Annotated in this window: 16 protein-coding genes; 3 read left to right on the plus strand and 13 right to left on the minus strand. The window is 56.5% G+C overall.

What is annotated here, in order from left to right:
• The first annotated feature begins 260 nt into the window (after positions 1-260).
• Entirely contained in the window at positions 261-1,571 is a 1,311-nt protein-coding gene (locus QZQ97_RS16155; protein WP_311994283.1) for an MFS family transporter, read from the plus strand.
• Position 1,572: 1 nt separating this feature from the next.
• Here QZQ97_RS16155 and QZQ97_RS16160 read toward each other — a convergent pair whose 3' ends face one another.
• From QZQ97_RS16160 to trxC, 5 genes are all read right to left on the minus strand, one after another.
• Positions 1,573-1,905, minus strand: coding sequence for a YfiM family lipoprotein (locus QZQ97_RS16160; RefSeq protein ID WP_311994284.1), 333 nt, complete (start codon positions 1,903-1,905; stop codon positions 1,573-1,575).
• A 79-nt stretch (positions 1,906-1,984) separates the two neighbouring features.
• Positions 1,985-3,340 (minus strand): CDP-diacylglycerol--serine O-phosphatidyltransferase, encoded by a 1,356-nt coding sequence (pssA, locus tag QZQ97_RS16165; RefSeq protein WP_311994285.1) that lies wholly within the window; start codon positions 3,338-3,340, stop codon positions 1,985-1,987.
• A gap of 153 nt (positions 3,341-3,493) precedes the next feature.
• The gene (locus QZQ97_RS16170) at positions 3,494-6,142 is read right to left on the minus strand and encodes a bifunctional acetate--CoA ligase family protein/GNAT family N-acetyltransferase (RefSeq protein WP_311994286.1); all 2,649 of its coding nucleotides are present in this window, start codon (positions 6,140-6,142) and stop codon (positions 3,494-3,496) included.
• Positions 6,143-6,175: 33 nt separating this feature from the next.
• A complete protein-coding gene (locus QZQ97_RS16175; RefSeq protein ID WP_311994287.1) occupies positions 6,176-6,880 on the minus strand; it encodes a tRNA-uridine aminocarboxypropyltransferase in 705 nt (234 codons plus the stop codon).
• A 177-nt stretch (positions 6,881-7,057) separates the two neighbouring features.
• Positions 7,058-7,477, minus strand: coding sequence for a thioredoxin TrxC (gene trxC / locus QZQ97_RS16180; RefSeq protein ID WP_212557561.1), 420 nt, complete (start codon positions 7,475-7,477; stop codon positions 7,058-7,060).
• A 208-nt stretch (positions 7,478-7,685) separates the two neighbouring features.
• On the opposite strand from trxC, the gene QZQ97_RS16185 reads away from it, so the two are divergent.
• Complete coding sequence (locus QZQ97_RS16185; RefSeq protein ID WP_311994288.1) at positions 7,686-8,774, plus strand: tRNA/rRNA methyltransferase; 1,089 nt, start codon at positions 7,686-7,688, stop codon at positions 8,772-8,774.
• 126 nt (positions 8,775-8,900) lie between these two features.
• Here QZQ97_RS16185 and emrB read toward each other — a convergent pair whose 3' ends face one another.
• The 6 genes from emrB to QZQ97_RS16215 all read right to left on the minus strand — a co-directional run bounded on the left by emrB (position 8,901) and on the right by QZQ97_RS16215 (position 15,465).
• Positions 8,901-10,436 (minus strand): multidrug efflux MFS transporter permease subunit EmrB, encoded by a 1,536-nt coding sequence (emrB, locus tag QZQ97_RS16190; protein WP_311994289.1) that lies wholly within the window; start codon positions 10,434-10,436, stop codon positions 8,901-8,903.
• 17 nt (positions 10,437-10,453) lie between these two features.
• The gene (gene emrA / locus QZQ97_RS16195) at positions 10,454-11,626 is read right to left on the minus strand and encodes a multidrug efflux MFS transporter periplasmic adaptor subunit EmrA (RefSeq protein WP_311994290.1); all 1,173 of its coding nucleotides are present in this window, start codon (positions 11,624-11,626) and stop codon (positions 10,454-10,456) included.
• A 25-nt stretch (positions 11,627-11,651) separates the two neighbouring features.
• On the minus strand, positions 11,652-13,103 hold the full coding sequence (locus QZQ97_RS16200; protein WP_311994291.1) for an efflux transporter outer membrane subunit: 1,452 nt from the start codon (positions 13,101-13,103) through the stop codon (positions 11,652-11,654).
• A 28-nt stretch (positions 13,104-13,131) separates the two neighbouring features.
• The gene (gene mprA, locus QZQ97_RS16205; RefSeq protein WP_006318604.1) at positions 13,132-13,650 is read right to left on the minus strand and encodes a transcriptional repressor MprA; all 519 of its coding nucleotides are present in this window, start codon (positions 13,648-13,650) and stop codon (positions 13,132-13,134) included.
• A 158-nt stretch (positions 13,651-13,808) separates the two neighbouring features.
• Entirely contained in the window at positions 13,809-14,141 is a 333-nt protein-coding gene (locus tag QZQ97_RS16210) for a hypothetical protein (protein WP_311994292.1), read from the minus strand.
• A 124-nt stretch (positions 14,142-14,265) separates the two neighbouring features.
• Positions 14,266-15,465 carry an MFS transporter gene (locus QZQ97_RS16215; RefSeq protein WP_311994293.1) on the minus strand — a complete coding sequence of 400 codons (1,200 nt, stop codon included), beginning with the start codon at positions 15,463-15,465 and terminating at the stop codon, positions 14,266-14,268.
• A gap of 104 nt (positions 15,466-15,569) precedes the next feature.
• Between QZQ97_RS16215 and QZQ97_RS16220 the strand changes: the two genes are divergently transcribed.
• Positions 15,570-16,448 (plus strand): LysR family transcriptional regulator, encoded by an 879-nt coding sequence (locus QZQ97_RS16220; protein ID WP_311994294.1) that lies wholly within the window; start codon positions 15,570-15,572, stop codon positions 16,446-16,448.
• A gap of 36 nt (positions 16,449-16,484) precedes the next feature.
• On the opposite strand, the gene proX (QZQ97_RS16225) is transcribed toward QZQ97_RS16220, so the two are convergent.
• Together proX (QZQ97_RS16225) and proX (QZQ97_RS16230) are read right to left on the minus strand one after the other, a co-directional pair.
• Positions 16,485-17,486: a glycine betaine/L-proline ABC transporter substrate-binding protein ProX gene (proX, locus tag QZQ97_RS16225; RefSeq protein ID WP_311994295.1), complete on the minus strand. Its 1,002-nt coding sequence runs from the start codon at positions 17,484-17,486 to the stop codon at positions 16,485-16,487.
• Between the two features lie 34 nt (positions 17,487-17,520).
• Complete coding sequence (proX, locus tag QZQ97_RS16230) at positions 17,521-18,516, minus strand: glycine betaine/L-proline ABC transporter substrate-binding protein ProX (RefSeq protein ID WP_006318592.1); 996 nt, start codon at positions 18,514-18,516, stop codon at positions 17,521-17,523.
• Positions 18,517-18,520: the final 4 nt, after the last annotated feature.

Genomic DNA, 18,520 nt, shown 5'->3' on the forward strand with positions numbered 1-18,520 from the left:
GACACTGCCAGGCATCAAACAAAGTCGAAAGCCTCATGCGAAAGCATGGGGCTTTTTGCTTTGCAAAAAACAGACTGTAATCTCCTCTTATTTTCATTGCACTATCTAATATTCATCACAAAAACCGCGTTTTGCCCCTCGTTTCATCACATATCCTTCGCCCGCTATCAGGTTTAATTGTTAACTTAAACATAACAACAAAGTAATAATTAAACGGCGGGATGCCGACTTCACTACTTATCTGGCTCGGAGAAGACAATATGACAGAAACAACCTCGGTCATTGAGGATGGGGATGCCGCAGATCTGGCGGTTCAGGATAAAAAGCAGCGTATTTTCGCTATCGTTGGCGCTTCATCGGGAAACCTGGTGGAGTGGTTCGATTTTTACGTTTACTCTTTCTGCTCGATCTATTTCGCCGCCTCGTTCTTTCCCGCCGGCAACAGCACAACCCAACTGCTGCAGACCGCTGGCGTCTTTGCCGCGGGCTTTTTTATGCGCCCGATTGGCGGTTGGCTGTTCGGTTATATCGCGGATAAACATGGCCGCAAAAATTCGATGTTGATTTCGGTCTGCATGATGTGCGCCGGGTCGCTGGTGATCGCCTGTTTGCCGACTTATGATTCGATCGGCAGTTGGGCTCCGGTGTTGTTATTGGTTGCTCGGTTGTTCCAGGGCCTGTCCGTTGGCGGCGAATACGGTACCAGCGCCACTTACATGAGTGAGGTGGCGATCAAGGGGAAGCGTGGGTTCTATGCTTCTTTCCAATATGTGACGCTGATCGGTGGTCAATTGCTGGCGCTATTGGTCCTGGTGGCGTTGCAGCAAATCCTTTCTACAGAAGAGCTAAAAGCTTGGGGCTGGCGCATTCCGTTTGCTCTGGGCGCAGTGTTGGCGGTGGTTGCGCTGTACCTGCGGCGTTCGCTGAATGAAACGTCAGATGCGAAAACTCGCAACCATAAAGATGCCGGTTCGCTGAAAGGTCTGTGGAAAAACCGCAAGGCGTTTCTGATGGTGCTGGGTTTTACCGCCGGCGGTTCATTGAGTTTCTATACCTTCACCACCTATATGCAAAAATACCTGGTGAATACCTCCGGCATGGACGCCAAGCTGGCCAGCGGCATCATGACCGCCGCATTGTTTATTTACATGCTGTTGCAACCATTGGTAGGCGCGTTCTCGGACAAAATTGGCCGTCGCAGTTCAATGTTGGTCTTCGCTTCGTTTGCCACACTGATGACGGTGCCTATTCTGATGACGCTGAAAAACGTGTCCAACCCTTATGCAGCATTTGGATTGATAGTTCTGGCGCTGTTCATCATCAGTTTTTACACGTCGATCAGTGGGTTGTTGAAGGCTGAAATGTTCCCGCCGGAAGTCCGTGCGCTGGGGGTAGGGCTATCGTATGCGGTGGCAAACGCGATGTTTGGCGGTTCTGCGGAGTATGTTGCCCTGTCGCTGAAGTCGTTCGGCGTGGAGAACGCTTTCTTCTGGTATGTTTCCGGCATGTGTCTGCTGGCCCTGATCGTTTCGCTCAAGTTGCATCGCAAGGGGAAAGAGGTTCAGCTGTAAATTAGCGAGTGGCGTGATACAGACTATAGCCGGTCGCTGCCCCTGCCACATCCCAGGCAAAATCTTTCCAGCTCCAGCCGGTACCGCCTTCGCGACTGTCATACAGTTCTTTGGCGGCACCGAGCCCAACGGAGAACATCAGGCCAAAGCTGCGGCTTCTGGCCTCACTCCAGTTTTGGTGATCGCCATAAGCGGTACCGGCGGCAGCGAAGGCCGCCGAGGCGACGAAATGCTGCGCCTTGTCTTTACCTGTCCAACTGTCGCTTGCCAGATGAGTGCAACCGCCAGTGAGAAGCAAAAAGGGCAGGACAAGCAAGAGACGGAATGGGCGCATAATGAAAACATCCTGTTGTCATGGCGTACAAAAAACCCCAGCCTTGGCCGGGGTCCGTGATAACTGAATTATAGCGGGATTACAGTATACGGCTAATCAAACGGTCAATACGGATACGGCGTAGACGACGTATCAGCTTGCGCACTTTGACCGGATACTGCTGAATAGTTTGCAGTTCAAGGTAGTTGCCTACCACGGTGGTATGGGTGCGGATACACTCCAGCTCTTTGTGGCGTTGTTCGCGCATCTCCTGTTTCGGATCGTGGATCAGGATGGCATTCTCCAGATCCAACCGCCAGGCGCGCGGGTTGAGGTTGTTACCGGTGATCAGCTGCCACTCGTCATCTACCCACATGCCTTTCAGGTGATAGCTGTTATCGCCGTCTTTCCACAGGCGTACAATCAGCTGGCCGGTATCGATATAACGCTGCAGCCGGCTGAGAAAGCGGCGCAGGTTAATTTCGTACAGATAGGGCAGTGCACCAATAATTTTGAACGGCTGATCTTCAGGAATGTAGAAGTCGTTAGCGGTCTTGTCGCCGACGATAATTTCCACCTGTTTACCCTGGCGCAGCAGATAAATGATATTGCGTACCAGCAGGGCCGGCAGGTTGAAATAGGGGGTACACAGCGTCAGCTTCTGATCGGCGCAGGACATCAGATGATGAATGGTTTTATTCAGCACGCTTTGTTTACCCAGCCCAACCAGTGGGGTTACCGCCAGTTCATCGTTGCCCGCGTTGTTACGGAACTGATAACCGGCACGGCGCAGGGCAAAGCGAAACAGGCGAGTTTCGTTTTTGATCTCCGGGCTTTTCGGACGATCGTCACGATCCAAGCGCTGTACCGCATCAGCAGCCAACAAGTGGTGTTTGATGTAATCGATCAGGGTATCGGCCAGAGCACCGTTAGTGATCAACTGGTAACGATCGTAACGGTATTTCTCGTGCTGATGCAGGTAAACGTCATTGATACTTGCACCGCTGTAAATAACGGTATTGTCGATAACAAACCCTTTCAGGTGCAGCACCCCCAACGCTTCTCGGGTATTTACCGGCACGCCGTAGACCGGAACTTGCAGCCCCGGGTGCTGGTCTGCCATCGAGCAGTACCAATCGGCATTGGTATTGGCGGCGGCGGCGCCAATGCGCCCACGCTGAGCGCGATGCCAGTCGACCAAGATGCAAATCTCCAGTTCCGGACGCCGTTGCTGTGCCTGATAAAGCGCATTGAGAATGTCGCGTCCGGCCTCGTCATGCTCCAGATACAGAGCGACCAGATAGATGCGATGGGTGGCGTTAGCGATCAATTCCAGCAGCGTAGTGCGGTAATCGGACGGTGTGTACAAGGTACGTACATCAGCTACCGTCTGGGGGAGTTTTGGCAGTTGTGCAAGGTGTTGTTGATGTTTGCTACGTTTAAATTTTGACAACATCACAGTGCGCTTCTTCTCTCATGATTAGATGGCCGGAACGCCAAATACGGAAAAACAATAAAACGAATAATCGGGCGATAATACCATTAGTTGTCCCGATTGTGCGTATGTTTTGGCGTTAAGTGGTGGATTCGTAGCGCATTGCGACACAGGTCACTGCGCCTCGCCAGCCTGCAGCGGCAGGGTCAAATTGACGATCCCGTCCTCAAGTTGCACATCGATGCCAAAGCCGAGCCGCTGTGCCAGTGCAATCATGCCGCGGTTATTCGGCATGGTGATGCCGGTCAGGCGGGTCAGTCCGTGAGCACGGGCATAGGCGATCATCTTTTCCAGCAGTTGGCGGCCGAGGCCCAGCCCTTTCAGATCAGATCGCACCAGCACGGCGAATTCCGCATCGGTATTGTCCGGATCGGAAAGCGCACGCGTTACGCCGATGATTTGCTCATCGCGCACGGCGACAAAAGCCATCTCCCGATCGTAGTCGATTTGCGTCATGTTAGCCAAATCGTCGTGGGTAAACTCGTTGATCTCACTGAAATAGCGGTAGTAGAGATCTTCCTTGGTCACGCGATCGATAAAGTGCTTCAGTGCCGGCTCGTCCTCCGGCAGAATTGGCCGGAACAGGCACTGCGAACCGTCTTTCAAGCGGATAGCTTCTTCCAGTTCATGGGGATAAGGGCGGATTGCCAGCCGCGCCTGCGGATCACCCACGAAAGGCGCAATCTGCATGGAGACGTCCAGCAGCGTGAATTCGCTGCCGGAGGCCAGCACCGGGTGGATGTCCAACCGGGTGATTTCAGGGCAGTCGAGGATCAGGTTAGATACCTGCACCAGCAGGCGGCTCAGCCCGGGAATATCCAGCGGCCGCAGTGCGCTGCGCCCACGGATCTTTCCTCCTTTAACCGCCTGCAGCACCAAATAGCGTGCCAACGCCATATTCAGTGGCGGCAAGGCTACGGCGACCTGGTTTTCCTGCCGCCATTCGATCCCCCCTTCGCCCAGCATGATCAGCGGACCAAAAATAGCATCCTGCTCTACTGCAATACGCAGTTCTTGCGCTCCGGCACGGTTGGCCATGCTTTGCACCAGCAGGCCGTGAATGCGGGCCTGCGGATAGGTGCGTTTTACGCGATCGAGAATAGCGTCCGCCGCACGCTGGACTTCGGTGGCGGTACGCAGGTAGAGCATAACGCCCTGAACCTCTGATTTATGAGGAATATCCGGTGAGCGCAGCTTCAGCGCTACCGGGTAACCGATTTGTTCGGCGATGTGCACCGCTTCGGTACTGTCTTCGGCAATCCAGGTGGGCAGGGTGGTCAGATCATAGGCCTGCAGAATGGATTGCACTTCGTGGGTATCGAGCTGTGTAGCCCCTTCAGTCAACGCCTGATGGATTAACCTGTGCGCATCGGCGGTGTTGGCCGTAAGGCCGACCGGGAGCGCCGGGGTCTCTTTCAGTTGTTTCTGGTTACGGCGATATTCCACCATATGCATAAAGGCGGTCACCGCGCCTTCCGGGGTGCGGTAGGTCGGGATACCCGCTTCGGTAAACAACCGCCGGGCTTCTTGCGAAGAGTATTCGCCGCACCAGTTGGTGAGCAGCGTGATGCGTTTACCGCGCGGGTGCTGGCGCAGGGTATCGATAATGCGTTCAGCAGTGGCGGTGCCCGGGGCCGCCGCACTGGGGGCGTGGATTAGCAGCAGAGCATCGTAGTCGTGGCTGTCGAGCAGCGTCTTGACCGCCGCCAGATAACGTTGCGGCGTGGCATCATCACGCAGGTCTATGGGGTTACCGGCGCGAATAGACTCCGGCAAAACCTCGCCGAGCTGCGCCAGGCTCTCTTCCCCCAACTGCGCCAGCTTGCCGTTGCGGCCTAGCAGTTCGTCTAACGCCATCGCCGCCGGTGCAGCGCCGTTGCTGACGATCATCAGCCGCTCGCCGCGCAGCGGATGCATATGGCTCAGGGTTTCCACCGCTGAGAACAGTTCGTGGGTGTCCTGAACGCGCAATAACCCTGCACGCTGGATAGCGGCATCATAGGCCGCGTCCAGGCCTTGCTGGCTGTTGAGCAGCAGTTGCGCCTGTTGGCTGCGACCGCTTTTGATCACCAGTATCGGCTTATTGCGCGAAGCGCTGCGCGAGGCAGACAAAAAGCGACGCGCGTCGCTGATGTTTTCCAGGTACAGCAAGATGGCGCTGGTTTTACTGTCGCGAGCCAGAAAATCCAGCAGGTCGTCGACGTCAATATCCAGGCTGTCACCCAGCGCGATAAAATAGGAAAACCCGACCTCGCGCTGCTGGGCCCAGTCGAGAATGGTATTGGCGACGGCGGCAGATTGCGAAATAAACGCCAGTTTGCCCTTGAGGATCGGTACCGGTGAGAAACTGGCGTTGAGACCTTGCCAGGGGGCCAGCAGGCCCAGGCTATTCGGCCCAAGCAGGCGCATCGAGTAACGTTGCGCACAGGCTTTCAACTCGGCGAACTGTTCCGGTGGGGAGGAGAGCACAATGGCGGTTTTACAGCCGCGTTTGCCCAGGGCCTCAATCAATGCCAGGTTGCGTTGTGCGTGGGTACAGAGTATCGCCAGATCGGGCGTAAGCGGCAGGCTGGCGACGTCCGGGTAGGCCATCACGCCGCACACGGCCTTATAACGCGGCGTAACCGGCATTACCGGTCCGCTGAAGCCACCGGCCAGCAAGTTGCTCATCATCAGGTTACCGGCGCGGCCGGGCTGTTGTGAAGCGCCGAGAACGGCAATCGATTTAGGACGTAAAAGCGCTTCTAACCCTCGCTGGCTCATGCACGGCTCCTTTTGGCAACGTTACCCTTGATTCTAGGCGTTTTGCGGCAGCTTTGCTGTGACCGGTGCCTCCGGGCGCGTAGGTTTCCCGGCCAGATATTGCTGGCGGAAATAGCGAAAATGCTGGTTCAAACCCTCAGATGCGGCGGTATCGCCGGCCTGTTGCAACAACGCCGCCGCCACTTCTGCCGTACAGTGCTGCTCGGTGCGGCTGGCTTCACGCAACTGATAATTTGAAGCGGCGGTGACGTTGAGTGAGAACACCGGGAATGCGTTCAGATACGGGCTCTTGCGGAACATCTTGCTCGCCTCGGTCCAGGTTCCGTCGAGCATGATAAACAGCGGCGGTTTGCCACCGACAGGCAGTTCGCTGAACACCGGTCTCTCAGGAGCGGCGTAGGAGGCGGGGAAGACTACGTAAGGCTGGCGTTGCGGATCGTTAATCGCCTTCAGCAACTCGGGGTCGATCTCGGTGCGCGACCAGAGGAACGCTTGGGTATCCGGCAGGATATCGGCTATCAGGCGACCGGTATTGCTTGGCTTCAATGGTTCCGCACCAAACATGATCAAACAGAAACGGCTGGCCGCCGGCTGCGGTTGGATGGTGTCGCACAGGCAGTTTTTATGGGGCAGCAGGCAGCCCTGGCAACGCGGTATGCGATTACCGCGCGCCAGAAAAGGGCGGGTAGAGCGTTCCAAACGAAATTGGCGCAGACGGAGTACGGCGTTGTCAGTCATAAATATCCTGGGGAAAACCGCTATTGTAGCGCAGAAAAAAGCCCGGCGGGAGCGCGCGGGCTAGTTCGAATGGCGCCGGTGTCGCCCACAATGGGCAACACCGCCTATACCTTATGAATTTCAAGTTGCCGCTAACAACGCTGCAGCTTGAAAGGCGACGGCTATATACTTTCTGCGTTAAACTAGTTCATTGAGCCAGTTATCGAACGGCGTTTTCGGCATTGCGCCGTTGAGCATGTCGACCATTTTGCCCTCACGGAACAACATGATGGTCGGAATGCTGCGGATACGGAAGCGGGCGCTCAGTTCCGGTTCCGCTTCGGTGTTCACCTTCACGAAGCGTACTTTGCCGGCACGCTCTTCGGCAACGTCTTCGAAGACGGGCGCAAAGTTGACGCAGGGGCCGCACCACGGCGCCCAGAAATCGACGACTACCGGCAAGTCATCCTGCAGCAATTGGTCCAGCGTGGCTGCGGTGGCATTGATCACCTCGCCGTCAAATAACGGGTGGCCGCAGCGGCCGCATTTCGCGCCGTCCGACACTCGTTCTTCAGGTACGCGGTTGGTGGCATTGCAAACTGCACAGACTGTATTCATGTTTACCTCGGAGACTGAGAAAGCATTCCACGCCGCAGTCAGGTTGCGGAGTTGTATCTTTAATGCTGGTTATTATCGGTAAAAACGGGGCATTGAACAAAGAGGTTTGTTCAATGGATACGATAGTTGCTAGCTTTTAGCGCAAGTAGGTGGCTTAGCACCCCAACATCAGGTAATCTTCGCGCCCTGCGCGTTGGTGGAGAAGACAATGAACGATTCATTTAGTGGCAAAAACGGTAAAGTTAAAGTGATGTACGTCCGCAGTGACGACGACAGCAGCGACGACCGTAACAAGAATAAACGTCCGGCCGGCAAAGGCCGTCCGGCTGACGGTGCGCGCTCGGGCCGTACCGGTCAGGACAAGCCGCGTGGCAATAATGATCGCCGTGGCTCCGATTCTCGCCGCAATGAAAGCGATCGTCCTCGCCGTCCGGCGCATACTGAAGACCGTGGCGGTTATGATTCGCCGTGGAAAACCGTGTCACGTGCCCCGGAAGAAGAGCCGGCGTTCGATCACGGTGGCATCAGTGGCAAAAGCTTTATCGATCCAGAGCAGTTGCGCCGTCAGCGCGCGGAAGAAACCCGCGTCTACGGTGAGAATGCCTGCCAGGCTCTGTTCGCCAGCCGTCCGGACGCCATTGTCCGCGCCTGGTTCGTGCAGTCCGTTACGCCGCGTTTCCGTGAAGCGCTGCGCTGGATGGCGGCTAACCGCAAAGCTTACCACGTGGTGGATGAAGAAGAGCTGGCGAAAGCGTCCGGCACCGAACACCACGGCGGCGTGTGTTTCCTGATCAAAAAGCGTCAGGGTCTGGATGCGCAAACCTATCTGAAAGAAGCCCCGGCGAAAGATTGCGTGCTGGCGCTGGAAGAAGTGGGCAACCCGCACAACCTGGGCGCTATCGTCCGTTCTTGCGCCCACTTTGGCGTGAACGGTGTGCTGTTGCAGGATCCGGCGGTGCTGGAATCCGGTGCGGCGGTGCGTACTGCCGAAGGCGGCGCGGAGCACATCAAGGCGATTAACGCCGATGACTTCCTGTCGGTGCTGGATACCTTCCGCAAAGCGGGTTACACCATCGTCACCACCTCAAGCCACAAAGGCACGCCGTTGGCGCAAGCCAAACTGCCGGCCAAAATGGTGTTGGTGCTGGGCCAGGAGCGTGACGGCCTGAGCGACAGTGCGTGGCAGCAAGGCGATATGAGCGTGTCCATCGGGGGTACCGGCAAGGTGGAAAGCCTGAACGTATCGGTCGCAACCGGCATTTTGCTGGCTGACTGGTGGCGTCAGAATCAGGCGTAACGGTTAGACAACCGGAACCTTTGAAGCCGCCGTGCTATGGGCGGCAACTTGCCATTCTCAGGGTATCATCGGGAATATTATAAAGAACGGGCGCCTCAGAAGGGCGCCCGTTTTGTTTGGTGAGATTCAGTGAGCGCCGCCGCCGCCGCCACCGGAGCTGAACGGCGGTTTCGCCACCCAGACCAATGCCAGCAGGACCAGGAACACCCCCGCCGCCAGCCAGAAGATCTCATTGGCAGAGATAATCAGCCCCTGCGCGGTGATCTCGTTGGCAATATAAGCCGAGGCCTGCTGTTTGCTCATACCAACCTGTTCCAGCTGCCGGTACATCTCCTGCGACTGCGGGTTGTAAGGGTTTACAAACTCCGCCAGTTGCGAGTGGTGCTGCGACTCGCGCTGGGTCCACAGCGTGGTGGTAATCGAGGTGCCGATTGAACCCGCCAGCGTACGGGTAAAGTTCGACAGGCTCGATGCCGCCGCCATGCGCTCCGGCGGCAGGCCGGACAGCGTAATGGTGATCAGTGGCATAAAGAAACAGGCGATGGCGAAACCTTGAACAAACTGCGGCCAAGCCGAAGCGCCAAAATCCATTCCCGGTTCAAACGTATAGGCGCGCCAATAGAAGCACACGGCATACATAACGAAGCTGAAGGTCACCAGTCGCCGCATGTCGAGCCGGTTACCGAATTTACCGATAATCGGTGACAGCAACACAGGTAACAGCCCGATAGGTGCCGAAGCCAGGCCGGCCCAGGTGGCGGTATAGCCATATACCTCCTGCAACAGCTGCGGCAACAGCACGATAGAGCCGAAGTACAGCATGTAGGCCAGGCTGATGCACAAACAGCCGATGGTAAAATTGCGCGATTTGAACAGCGACAAATCTACCACCGGGTGCTCATCCGTCAGCTCCCACACCACCAGGAATACCAGTGCCACCACGGCGACGACCGTCAGGACGATAATCTCCGTCGAGTTGAACCAGTCAAGCTCTTTACCCTGATCGAGCATCACCTGCAGCGAACCGATCCCGACAATCAGCAACACCAGACCGACGGTGTCGATCGGTTTGATCTCGGTTTTGGTTTCTCTGCCTTTCAGCGTCGCCATCGCCACCAGGATCACGAACAGACCAATTGGAATGTTGATGAAGAAGATCCAGCCCCAGTGATAGTTATCGCTGATATACCCACCGAGGATCGGCCCGAATATCGGCGCCACGATCACCGTCATCGACCAGAGCGCCAGGGCCATCGATCGCTTGGCGGGGGGATAGTTATTCAGCAACAGGCTTTGCGACAGTGGGATCAACGGCCCCGCCACCAACCCTTGGATCACGCGGAAGAAGATCAGCATGCCCAGGCTGTTGGAAATGCCGCACAGCCAGGAAGCGAGAGCGAACAGCGCCGTGGACCAAAGGAACAGGCGCACTTCACCGATGCGCTTGGCCAACCAGCCGGTGATCGGAATGGAGATGGCATTCGCCACCCCAAACGAGGTGATCACCCAGGTCCCCTGCGAGTTGGATGACCCGAGGTTACCGGCGATGGTCGGGATCGCCACGTTGGCGATGGTCGAGTCCAGTACCTGCATGAAGGTCGCCATGGCGAGCGCGACCGTCATCCAGGCTAACTGTGCGCCTTCAAGCGGTTTCTGTGCCAAGGTAGCCTCCCGCGCGCTTAGCCGGCATTCGCATGGATCACGTCGGCGATCATTTGATCAACCGGCGCCAGATTCAACGCCAGTGCGTTGGTCTGGTACAGCGGCTTGTCACGCACCACGTCAGACAGCACGCGGCCATCCAGATTGGTGGTATCCACTTTCACCTGCGTCGACAGGCCAATGCGCAGCGGATGATCGGCGATCTGTTTGGCATCCAACTCGATGCGAACCGGCAAACGCTGAACCACTTTGATCCAGTTACCGGTGGCGTTCTGTGCAGGCAGCAGCGAGAAGGCGCTGCCGGTGCCCATATCGATGCCGACGACTTTGCCGGTGTACACCACGTCATCACCGTAAATATCGCTGACTACGCTTGCCGATTGGCCGATGCGCATATTGGCGATCTGGGTTTCTTTGAAGTTGGCGTCAACCCAGATGTGATCGGCTGGCACCACCGCCATCAGCGGGGAACCGGCGGCGATTTGCGCGCCAACCTGTACGCTGCGGCGGGAAACATAACCGGTGATCGGGCTGATGATTTTAGTCCGTTGCAACGCCAGCCAGGCATCGCGCATCTGCGCGGCAGACTGCTGAATTGCCGGCTGTTTCTCCAGCGGGGTATCCAGCACCATCGCCTGATTGGCGTTATATTGCTGTACCGCCACTTCCAGCGCCGCTTTGGCGCTGTCGACGGCATCGCGCGCGTGTTGCAGCTCTTCGCGCCCGATGGCATCAACGCTGCCCAACACCACGCGGCGTTTGAGGTCGTTCTCCGCCTTGCTCAGGTCAGATTTGCGCAGGGCAATATTGGCCTGATACTGCTTGCTGTTGATGATCAGCTGGTGGGTTTGGCGCACGCTGTTGGCCAGGCTGGTCTTGGCGCGCTCCAACGCCTGTTCGGCATCGGTCGGATCGAGCGTCAACAGAACATCACCTTGTCTGACATAGTCGGTGTTATCGAAATTGACGCTGTTTACGCTGCCGTTCACCTGCGCCATGATCTGCACCTGGTTGCCGGATACATAGGCATCATCGGTTTCCTGGTGATGACGCAATACCAGGAACCAATACACTAAATAAGCCACCCCAATAACAATGAAAATAACCGTCAGCAACAGCAGCCAAAACTTGCGCTGCTTCTTTTTGCCGCTCGGCTGCTGCGGGTTTTGAGTCTCCGCGCTTGCGCTCATGGTGTTCTCCAAGCTCTCTATTTTATTATGCTTTTGAATCCGCTATGGCCGGGGCTTGATAGCCTCCGCCCAGCGCGCGGATCAGTCCTATCTTCGCCTGCAACAAGTTGCTGCTGGCTGTCAGTTCCGCCTGTTGCTGCTGCAAGAGCTGCGTCTGGCTGGTCAACAGTTCGTCGCGCCCGATAATCCCTGCCTGGTATCGTGCGTTTGCGACTCGGTACACCTGCTGCATCGATTGGGACGCGGATGCCGCCTGCAGCTGCTGTTGCGCAGTACTTTGCTGGACGGTGATGGCATCGGCGGTTTCCTGCACGGCATTCAGGATGGTTTGGTTATAGGATTCCACGGCTTCGTCATACAGCGCGGATTCCTCACCCAGCTTGCTGCGCAGCGCACCGGCGTGGAAGATCGGCAGCGAAATCGCCGGCATCACGTTCCAGGCCTGGCTGGCCGCTTCAAACAGATTCGGGCTGGTGCCACTGGTATTGGTGGTGGTCAGACCGGAAAAGGCTGAAATGGTCAGACTGGGGTAAAACTCTTTACGCGCGGCGCTGACGCGCTGGTTGTAGGATTCCACCAATTGACGCTGGGCGGCGATATCCGGACGTTTCCCCAGCAGATCGGCGGTCAGTTCGCCTTTTGGCGCCATCAGCGTATTGGCGGGCAGCGCCACCGGACGCAGGTTTTGCATGGCGCTCGGGCCTTGGCCGGCGAGGGCCGCCAACTGGTGTTTCAGCTGTTCAATTTGCGACTGCAACTGCAGGATCTGTTGCTTGGCGCTGTCGGCCTGCGCCTCGGTTTGTTGCGGAATATCAATACCGGTGATGCCGGCTTTATATTGCCGCTGGCGTAGCTCTGTCAGACGTTGGTTGTTGTCCACTTCCTGCTGCAGCAGTTTTTCCAGCGCGAAGTTACTCTGTAACTGGTAATAGGAGGAGGCCACGGAGCTGGTCAGCGTTAGTGCCGCCTGTTCCTGCTCGGCGCGGGCCGCATCGACCTGGGCCTTGGCGGCGTTGACCTGGTTGCGGTACTTGCCCCACCAGTCAAATTCGTAGGCCAGGTTCAGCCCCAGCGAGTTGGAGCTCTCATAGATTGGCTTATGCGGATACCCCAACCCCATATTGACGTTTTGCGGCACGCGTTGACGTTCAGTACTGGCGTTCAGATCCAGATTCGGGCCGTTGGCCGCATTAGCCTGGCCCATGACGCTTTGAGCTTCACGCACGCGGGCAGCGGCCTGGCGCAGCGTCGGCGAGCTCTGCAGCGTTCGGGTCATCAGGGCATCAAGCTGCGGATCGTTAAGCGCACGCCACCACTGCGGGCTGACGTTCAGCGAGCTGACTTTCGGCTGCGACAGCTGCAGGCTCTGAGAGTCCATCAGCGTGGATTGCGGGGCAATATTATCGGTAGACGCACACCCGGCCAGCAGTAATACCGCGAACAGCGGGGTGAGCCTCCAGTTAAATGGGGATCGCATAAGTAAGTACCTGAACAGAAATTGTGAATTAGGATAACTGTTCTGTGATTTCCATTTGATCCAGACGTGCCAATAGTTTGCGCGTCAGCTTTTCAAGCTGTTGCTGTTCATCATTGTTCAGCGTGGACCACAGGAAATGCAGACATTTGTGCTGCGGTGGCAGCAGTTGACTGAGAAATTCTTCGCCCTGGGGCGTCATATGCAGATGCAGGCAGCGGCGGTCATGGTCGCTTTCCCGGCGCTCAATCCAGCCGCGCTTTTCCAGCTCATCGGCAATACGCGTAGCATTGGTGCGCGAAGAACCCAGAGCAGAGCTTAGCTCAGAAGGCTGAATGCTGTGATTTTCCTGCGCATCCAGGGTAATCAGCGCCATAAACAATGTTTCGTTAATCCCTTGTGCCTTGAGCATTTTATTGCGATTTTCCAGCAGCTTACCTTGCATGTGCATGCACAGCCGGGTCAGCAGAATTTCCTGATAAGGGAAATCCTTCTGACGTTTTGCACGAAAATTAAGCATTTGTTCAATGGGAGTAAACGAGCTTTCCATAATTTAGGGCCTCATTAATTTCGTTCGAGATAGTAACGATAGTGATTAATAATGTAAATGTTCAGCAGAGTGAATAATTTAGCTATTCGTGTCATTTGTCAGTTTTTTGTAAATGACTCACGCCTGAAAAAAGCTTCAGTGTGATATGGCACACAAAATCACCGGTTATTCCGTCTGAAAATCATAAGTGATTTTAATGATATACCAAAGATCTCCACGCCGATCCGCGTAGAAAAAAGGATGTTTTTGCTGCGATAAAAACATAGGCACGGCGCGATAAAATCGGCCTCCATTGACCACAATCCGGCTGATGGGGGCGTGATTACCGGGGAGCTGGATACCAGATGGGCAGAAACTCGCAGCGACATGCCGACGCTACGACCGAAGGCAAAAGCCGCCGTCATAAAGCCGATGATGGCGGCTAACCTGTCGGCGATGCCGTCGAAGAAGGCAGAAGGGGAATTGACGTTTTCTGCAGTTTGGCTATGCATGTTTTGTTCTGATCGCAGGGTATATAGGACATCAATAGTTTATGCCCAGAACATTACCAGAGAGTGAGTAACGTTTATACCCTGCGGCGCTAATAAATTTCTACTATTACTATTCGCGTGCTAATTAGATTGCTGCCGGTCCCTGTGGGTCGTGATGTTTGCCGCGCCACCAGACCAGCAGATTCAGCACGCACAAAACGCCTCCCGTGGCGGCGACGCCCGGCCACCCTGCGTGCTGATAGGCCGAAGCGGACAACAGCGAGCCGAGTGCGCCGCCGATAAAATAGCTGGTCATATAGCCGGCAGTCAGACGGTTACGCGCTTCCGGCATAATACGGTACATCACGCTCTGGTTGGTGACGTGCACGGCTTGCACCGCCAGATCGAGGATCAGAATGCCGGCGATCAGCGCCCACAGCGATTGTGTAGCGAAAGCGATGGGGATCCACGACAGCAGCAGCAGCAGCAGGCCCAGGGTCGTGGTCACCCCGGCTTTACCCTTGTCCGCCAGATGTCCGGCACGGGAGGCGGCCAGCGCACCGGCGGCACCCACCAGGCCGAACAGGCCGATCACCCCTTCGGAATAACCAAACGGCGGCGCAGCCAGCAGGAAGGCCATCGAAGTCCACAGCACGCTGAAGTTGGCGAATGACAGCGCGCCAATCGCGGCGCGGGTACGCAGCAGCGGCGTGCCGTAAAACAGGGTAAAGATCGATTTCAGCAACTGGGGATAATTCAGGCCCGAATGCAGTTTGTAACGCGGCAGTGCGCGCCACAGGATCAGAGCCATCAGGATCATCAGCCCGCTGGCTACCCAATAAATGGTGCGCCAGCCGCCGATCGACGCCAGCGCCCCGGCGACGGTGCGTGCCAACAGGATGCCGAGCAGCAGGCCGCTCATGATGATGCCGACGGTTTTGCCGCGTTTTTCCGGATGCGCCAGGGTGGCTGCCAGCGGGACCAGTATTTGCGCCACCACCGAGAACAAGCCGGTAAGCGCGGTACCGAGGATCATCATCGCTAAGGTGGTTGAACTGGCGGTTATCAACATGCCGCCGGCCGCCAGCAGCGTCATGAAGACGATTAACCTGCGCCGTTCAAACATGTCGCCGAGCGGGACCAGCAGCAGCAAGCCAACGGCGTAACCCAACTGAGCGGCGGTGACGATAAAACCGGCCTGATTGACCGACAGCGCAAAGTTCTTGGCAATGGTTTCCAGCAACGGCTGCGCATAATAATTACTGGCGACGGCCAGGCCGGTGGCGATGGCGATCAGGACAATCAGCGCCGGGCTGAGGCCCGGATGTGGATTTTGTTGATTCATGAGGGCTTAGTCACAAGAAGAAGTGATGCGAAGTATCGGGCAGGACAGCACATGAAACCAATGTATAATTTTCATTTGATTAATCTCATTTTGCGATAGATGACATGAACCTGAAACAGATCCGCTTTGCACTGGCGGTAGCCGAAGAGCAGAGCTTTACCCGTGCGGCGCAACGTTGCCACACGGTACAGTCGGCTCTCAGCCATCAAATTGCCAAACTGGAGGAAGAGCTGGGCTGCGCATTGTTTGAACGTACCTCGCGTCGGGTCAGGCTGACCAGCGCCGGACAGGCGTTTATTCTGCCTGCGCAGCGGCTGTTGGCGGCTAAACAATCGCTGGTGGAAGAAGTGCTGGCGGCCAACGGCACGATTTCCGGTACCTTGACCATCGGAACCATCTCCACCATAAACGCGATTGATCTGACCGAAAAACTGAGCAAGTTTCATCGCCACTATCCGGCGGTTAACATCAGGTTATACGTGGGCATGAGTGAGGAACTGCTCGAGGATGTCCGCCAACAGAAGACCGATGTGGCGTTTGTCGGGATCTGGCCGGGGGATATCGATATGCTGCCGGTATCCCATCGTCAGTTGACCGATGAGCCTCTGGTGGCGCTGGTGGCAGCGCAACATCCTTTGGCCAGCCGCCAGCGGGTCAATCTGCAAACCCTGTCGGAAGTGCCGCTGGTGGATTTTTACAGCGGTACCGGTGCCCGGCGCCAGACCGACCGCGCATTTCAGGCTGCAGGTATCAAGCGGCATATCAGTTTTGAAATCGATCATATTGAATGGCTGGAGAATCTGGTACAGCGCGGATTGGCGGCGGGCATTGTGCCGATCTCGACGGCGCAGCGTCTGAGTGCGCTGGTGTCGATCCCGATTGAGGATGGCCCGCGGCGGCAGGTGTATTGCGTATGGCCGCAGCAGCTATCGAGGACCGCCGAACGCTTTTTGCAGTTCAGCGGGATTGAACTGACGCAATAGGGGGCGCAATAGCCTTGGCCTGCGCCCCGCAGGGCGTTATTTCTTCGCGGCTTCGGCTGCGGTTTTCACCCAACCGTCGAAGGTCGCCTGGTGCGCCTTGATCCAGCCGTTGACATGGTTTTGGATATCGGCGTCGGACGCCTGGCCTTCATGCATACGCAGGTTTTGCGCATTCACGTCGGCAATCGGCAGCTTCATAATGGCGAACAGCTTGGCCGCCGCCGGGTTGGCTTCCGCCCATTTTTTGTTGGCGGCGATGCGCATGGTGTTCACCGGGAAACCATAGTTGGCACCGTTCGGCAGCTTGGTATCCACATTTTTCTGCTCGCCCGGCAGGGAAGAGAACGGCACTTGCAGCCAAACCACGTCACGCCCCGGCACCAACACGTCGCTTACCCAGTACGGTGTCCAGGTGTAGTAGAGTATCGGTTTGCCTTCTTTGTAGCGGGTTATGGTGTCGGCGATCATCGCCGCGTAATTGCCCTGGTTGTGCTCGACGGTTTTGCTCAGGCCATAAGCCTCGATATGGTGGTTAATCACCGCCTCGCAACCCCAGCCCGGCGTACAGCCGGTCAGATCCGCCTTGCCGTCGCCGTTGGTGTCAAACAACTTGGCGATCTTCGGATCTTTCAGCTGTTCGACGTTGGTAATGTGGTATTTATCGGCGGTTTTCTTGTCGATCAGGTAACCCTGCGCCGCGCCGTTGACGTATACCCCTTCACGATAGAACTTGGCATCGCCACCGGCGGCCTTGTACTGATCGGCGTGCAGCGGATCCCAGTTCACCGCGAGGAAGGTGGCGTCGCCGGAGGCAATAGAAGTGTAGGCGACGTTATAATCCACTTCACGGGTGTCTTTAACGTCATAGCCCAGTTTTTCCAACGCCTTGCTGACCAGTTGCGTCTGGAAGGTTTCTTCAGAAATGGTGCTTTGTACCGGCTGTACCGTTACGCCTTTTCCCGGTAAGTCAGCGGCGAAAACCGCCTGCGAGCCAATCAGTGTCGTAAGGGCAACCGCCCAGATTCCTGTAGTGCGCATAGTGAAATACCTTTTTTATGTTGTGAAATCGGGATTATTTCGCTGCCGCGGCAGCGGTGTTTACCCAGCCGTCAAAAGTGGCCTGATGGGCTTTAATCCAGCCGTCTACGTGGCGCTGTATATCGTCCGCGCCGTTCTCGCCGTTGTGCATGCGCAGGTTTTGCGCGTTCACGTCCGCCAGCGGCAATTTCATGATGGCGAACAATTTGGCGGCGGCCGGGTTGGCCTGTGCCCACTGTTTGTTGGCGACGATGTGTTCGTTATTGACGGCGAAACCGTAGTTCTTGCCGTTTGGCAACGCGGTGTTACTGTCTTTCAATGACCCCGGGCTGGCGGAGAACGGAACGGTCAGCCAGACAACGTCACGGCCGGGCACCAGTTCGTCGCTGACCCAGTAAGGTGTCCAGGTAAAGTACAGCACCGGTTTACCCTGCTTATAGCGGGTCAGGGTGTCGGCGATGATGGCGGAGTAGTTGCCCTGATTTTGGGTCACGGTACCGCTGAGCCCGTAGGCCTTGATATGGGTGTCAATCACGCTGTCGCACACCCAGCCCGGTTCACAGCCGGCCAGATCGGCCTTGCCGTCGCCATCGGCGTCAAACAGCTTTGCCAGCTTGGGATCTTTCAACTGGGAAATATCGCTGATGTGGTATTTGTCGGCGGTTTTTTTATCGATCAAATACCCCTGTGCCGCATTGGTGATATAAGCGCCCTGGCGATAAAATTTCTTGTCGCCGCCAGCGCTGTTGTACATATCGGTTTGCAGCGGATCCCAGTTCACCGCCATGTAGGTGGCGTCGCCGGAGGCGATGGAGGTATAGGCGACGTTGTAATCCACCTCGCCGGTGGGCTGGACGTCGTAGCCCAGTTTTACCAACGCGCGGTTGACCAGCTCAGTCTGAAAACTTTCTTCCGCGAGTGTGCTTTGCAGCGGTTTAACCGTGACGCCTTTGCCGGGAAGTTCGGCGGCGAACGCCTGTGTGCTTAGCAATGAAGTCAGGGCAACAGCCCAAATTCTTGTCGAGCGCATAGTG

The sequence above is a fragment of the Serratia sp. root2 genome (assembly GCF_031931805.1).
Classification (GTDB): Bacteria; Pseudomonadota; Gammaproteobacteria; order Enterobacterales; family Enterobacteriaceae; genus Serratia; species Serratia inhibens.

Excerpts from the sequence above, each read along its gene's own strand:
- mprA (WP_006318604.1), bottom strand. The coding sequence starts at position 13,650 with ATGGAAAGCTCGTTTACTCCCATTGAACAAATGCTTAATTTTCGTGCA.
- QZQ97_RS16175 (WP_311994287.1), bottom strand. The coding sequence starts at position 6,880 with ATGACTGACAACGCCGTACTCCGTCTGCGCCAATTTCGTTTGGAACGC.
- QZQ97_RS16210 (WP_311994292.1), bottom strand. The coding sequence starts at position 14,141 with ATGCATAGCCAAACTGCAGAAAACGTCAATTCCCCTTCTGCCTTCTTC.
- QZQ97_RS16185 (WP_311994288.1), top strand. The coding sequence starts at position 7,686 with ATGAACGATTCATTTAGTGGCAAAAACGGTAAAGTTAAAGTGATGTAC.
- trxC (WP_212557561.1), bottom strand. The coding sequence starts at position 7,477 with ATGAATACAGTCTGTGCAGTTTGCAATGCCACCAACCGCGTACCTGAA.
- QZQ97_RS16155 (WP_311994283.1), top strand. The coding sequence starts at position 261 with ATGACAGAAACAACCTCGGTCATTGAGGATGGGGATGCCGCAGATCTG.
- QZQ97_RS16160 (WP_311994284.1), bottom strand. The coding sequence starts at position 1,905 with ATGCGCCCATTCCGTCTCTTGCTTGTCCTGCCCTTTTTGCTTCTCACT.
- QZQ97_RS16220 (WP_311994294.1), top strand. The coding sequence starts at position 15,570 with ATGAACCTGAAACAGATCCGCTTTGCACTGGCGGTAGCCGAAGAGCAG.
- emrA (WP_311994290.1), bottom strand. The coding sequence starts at position 11,626 with ATGAGCGCAAGCGCGGAGACTCAAAACCCGCAGCAGCCGAGCGGCAAA.
- QZQ97_RS16200 (WP_311994291.1), bottom strand. The coding sequence starts at position 13,103 with ATGCGATCCCCATTTAACTGGAGGCTCACCCCGCTGTTCGCGGTATTA.
- proX (WP_311994295.1), bottom strand. The coding sequence starts at position 17,486 with ATGCGCACTACAGGAATCTGGGCGGTTGCCCTTACGACACTGATTGGC.
- proX (WP_006318592.1), bottom strand. The coding sequence starts at position 18,516 with ATGCGCTCGACAAGAATTTGGGCTGTTGCCCTGACTTCATTGCTAAGC.
- QZQ97_RS16215 (WP_311994293.1), bottom strand. The coding sequence starts at position 15,465 with ATGAATCAACAAAATCCACATCCGGGCCTCAGCCCGGCGCTGATTGTC.
- QZQ97_RS16170 (WP_311994286.1), bottom strand. The coding sequence starts at position 6,142 with ATGAGCCAGCGAGGGTTAGAAGCGCTTTTACGTCCTAAATCGATTGCC.
- pssA (WP_311994285.1), bottom strand. The coding sequence starts at position 3,340 with ATGTTGTCAAAATTTAAACGTAGCAAACATCAACAACACCTTGCACAA.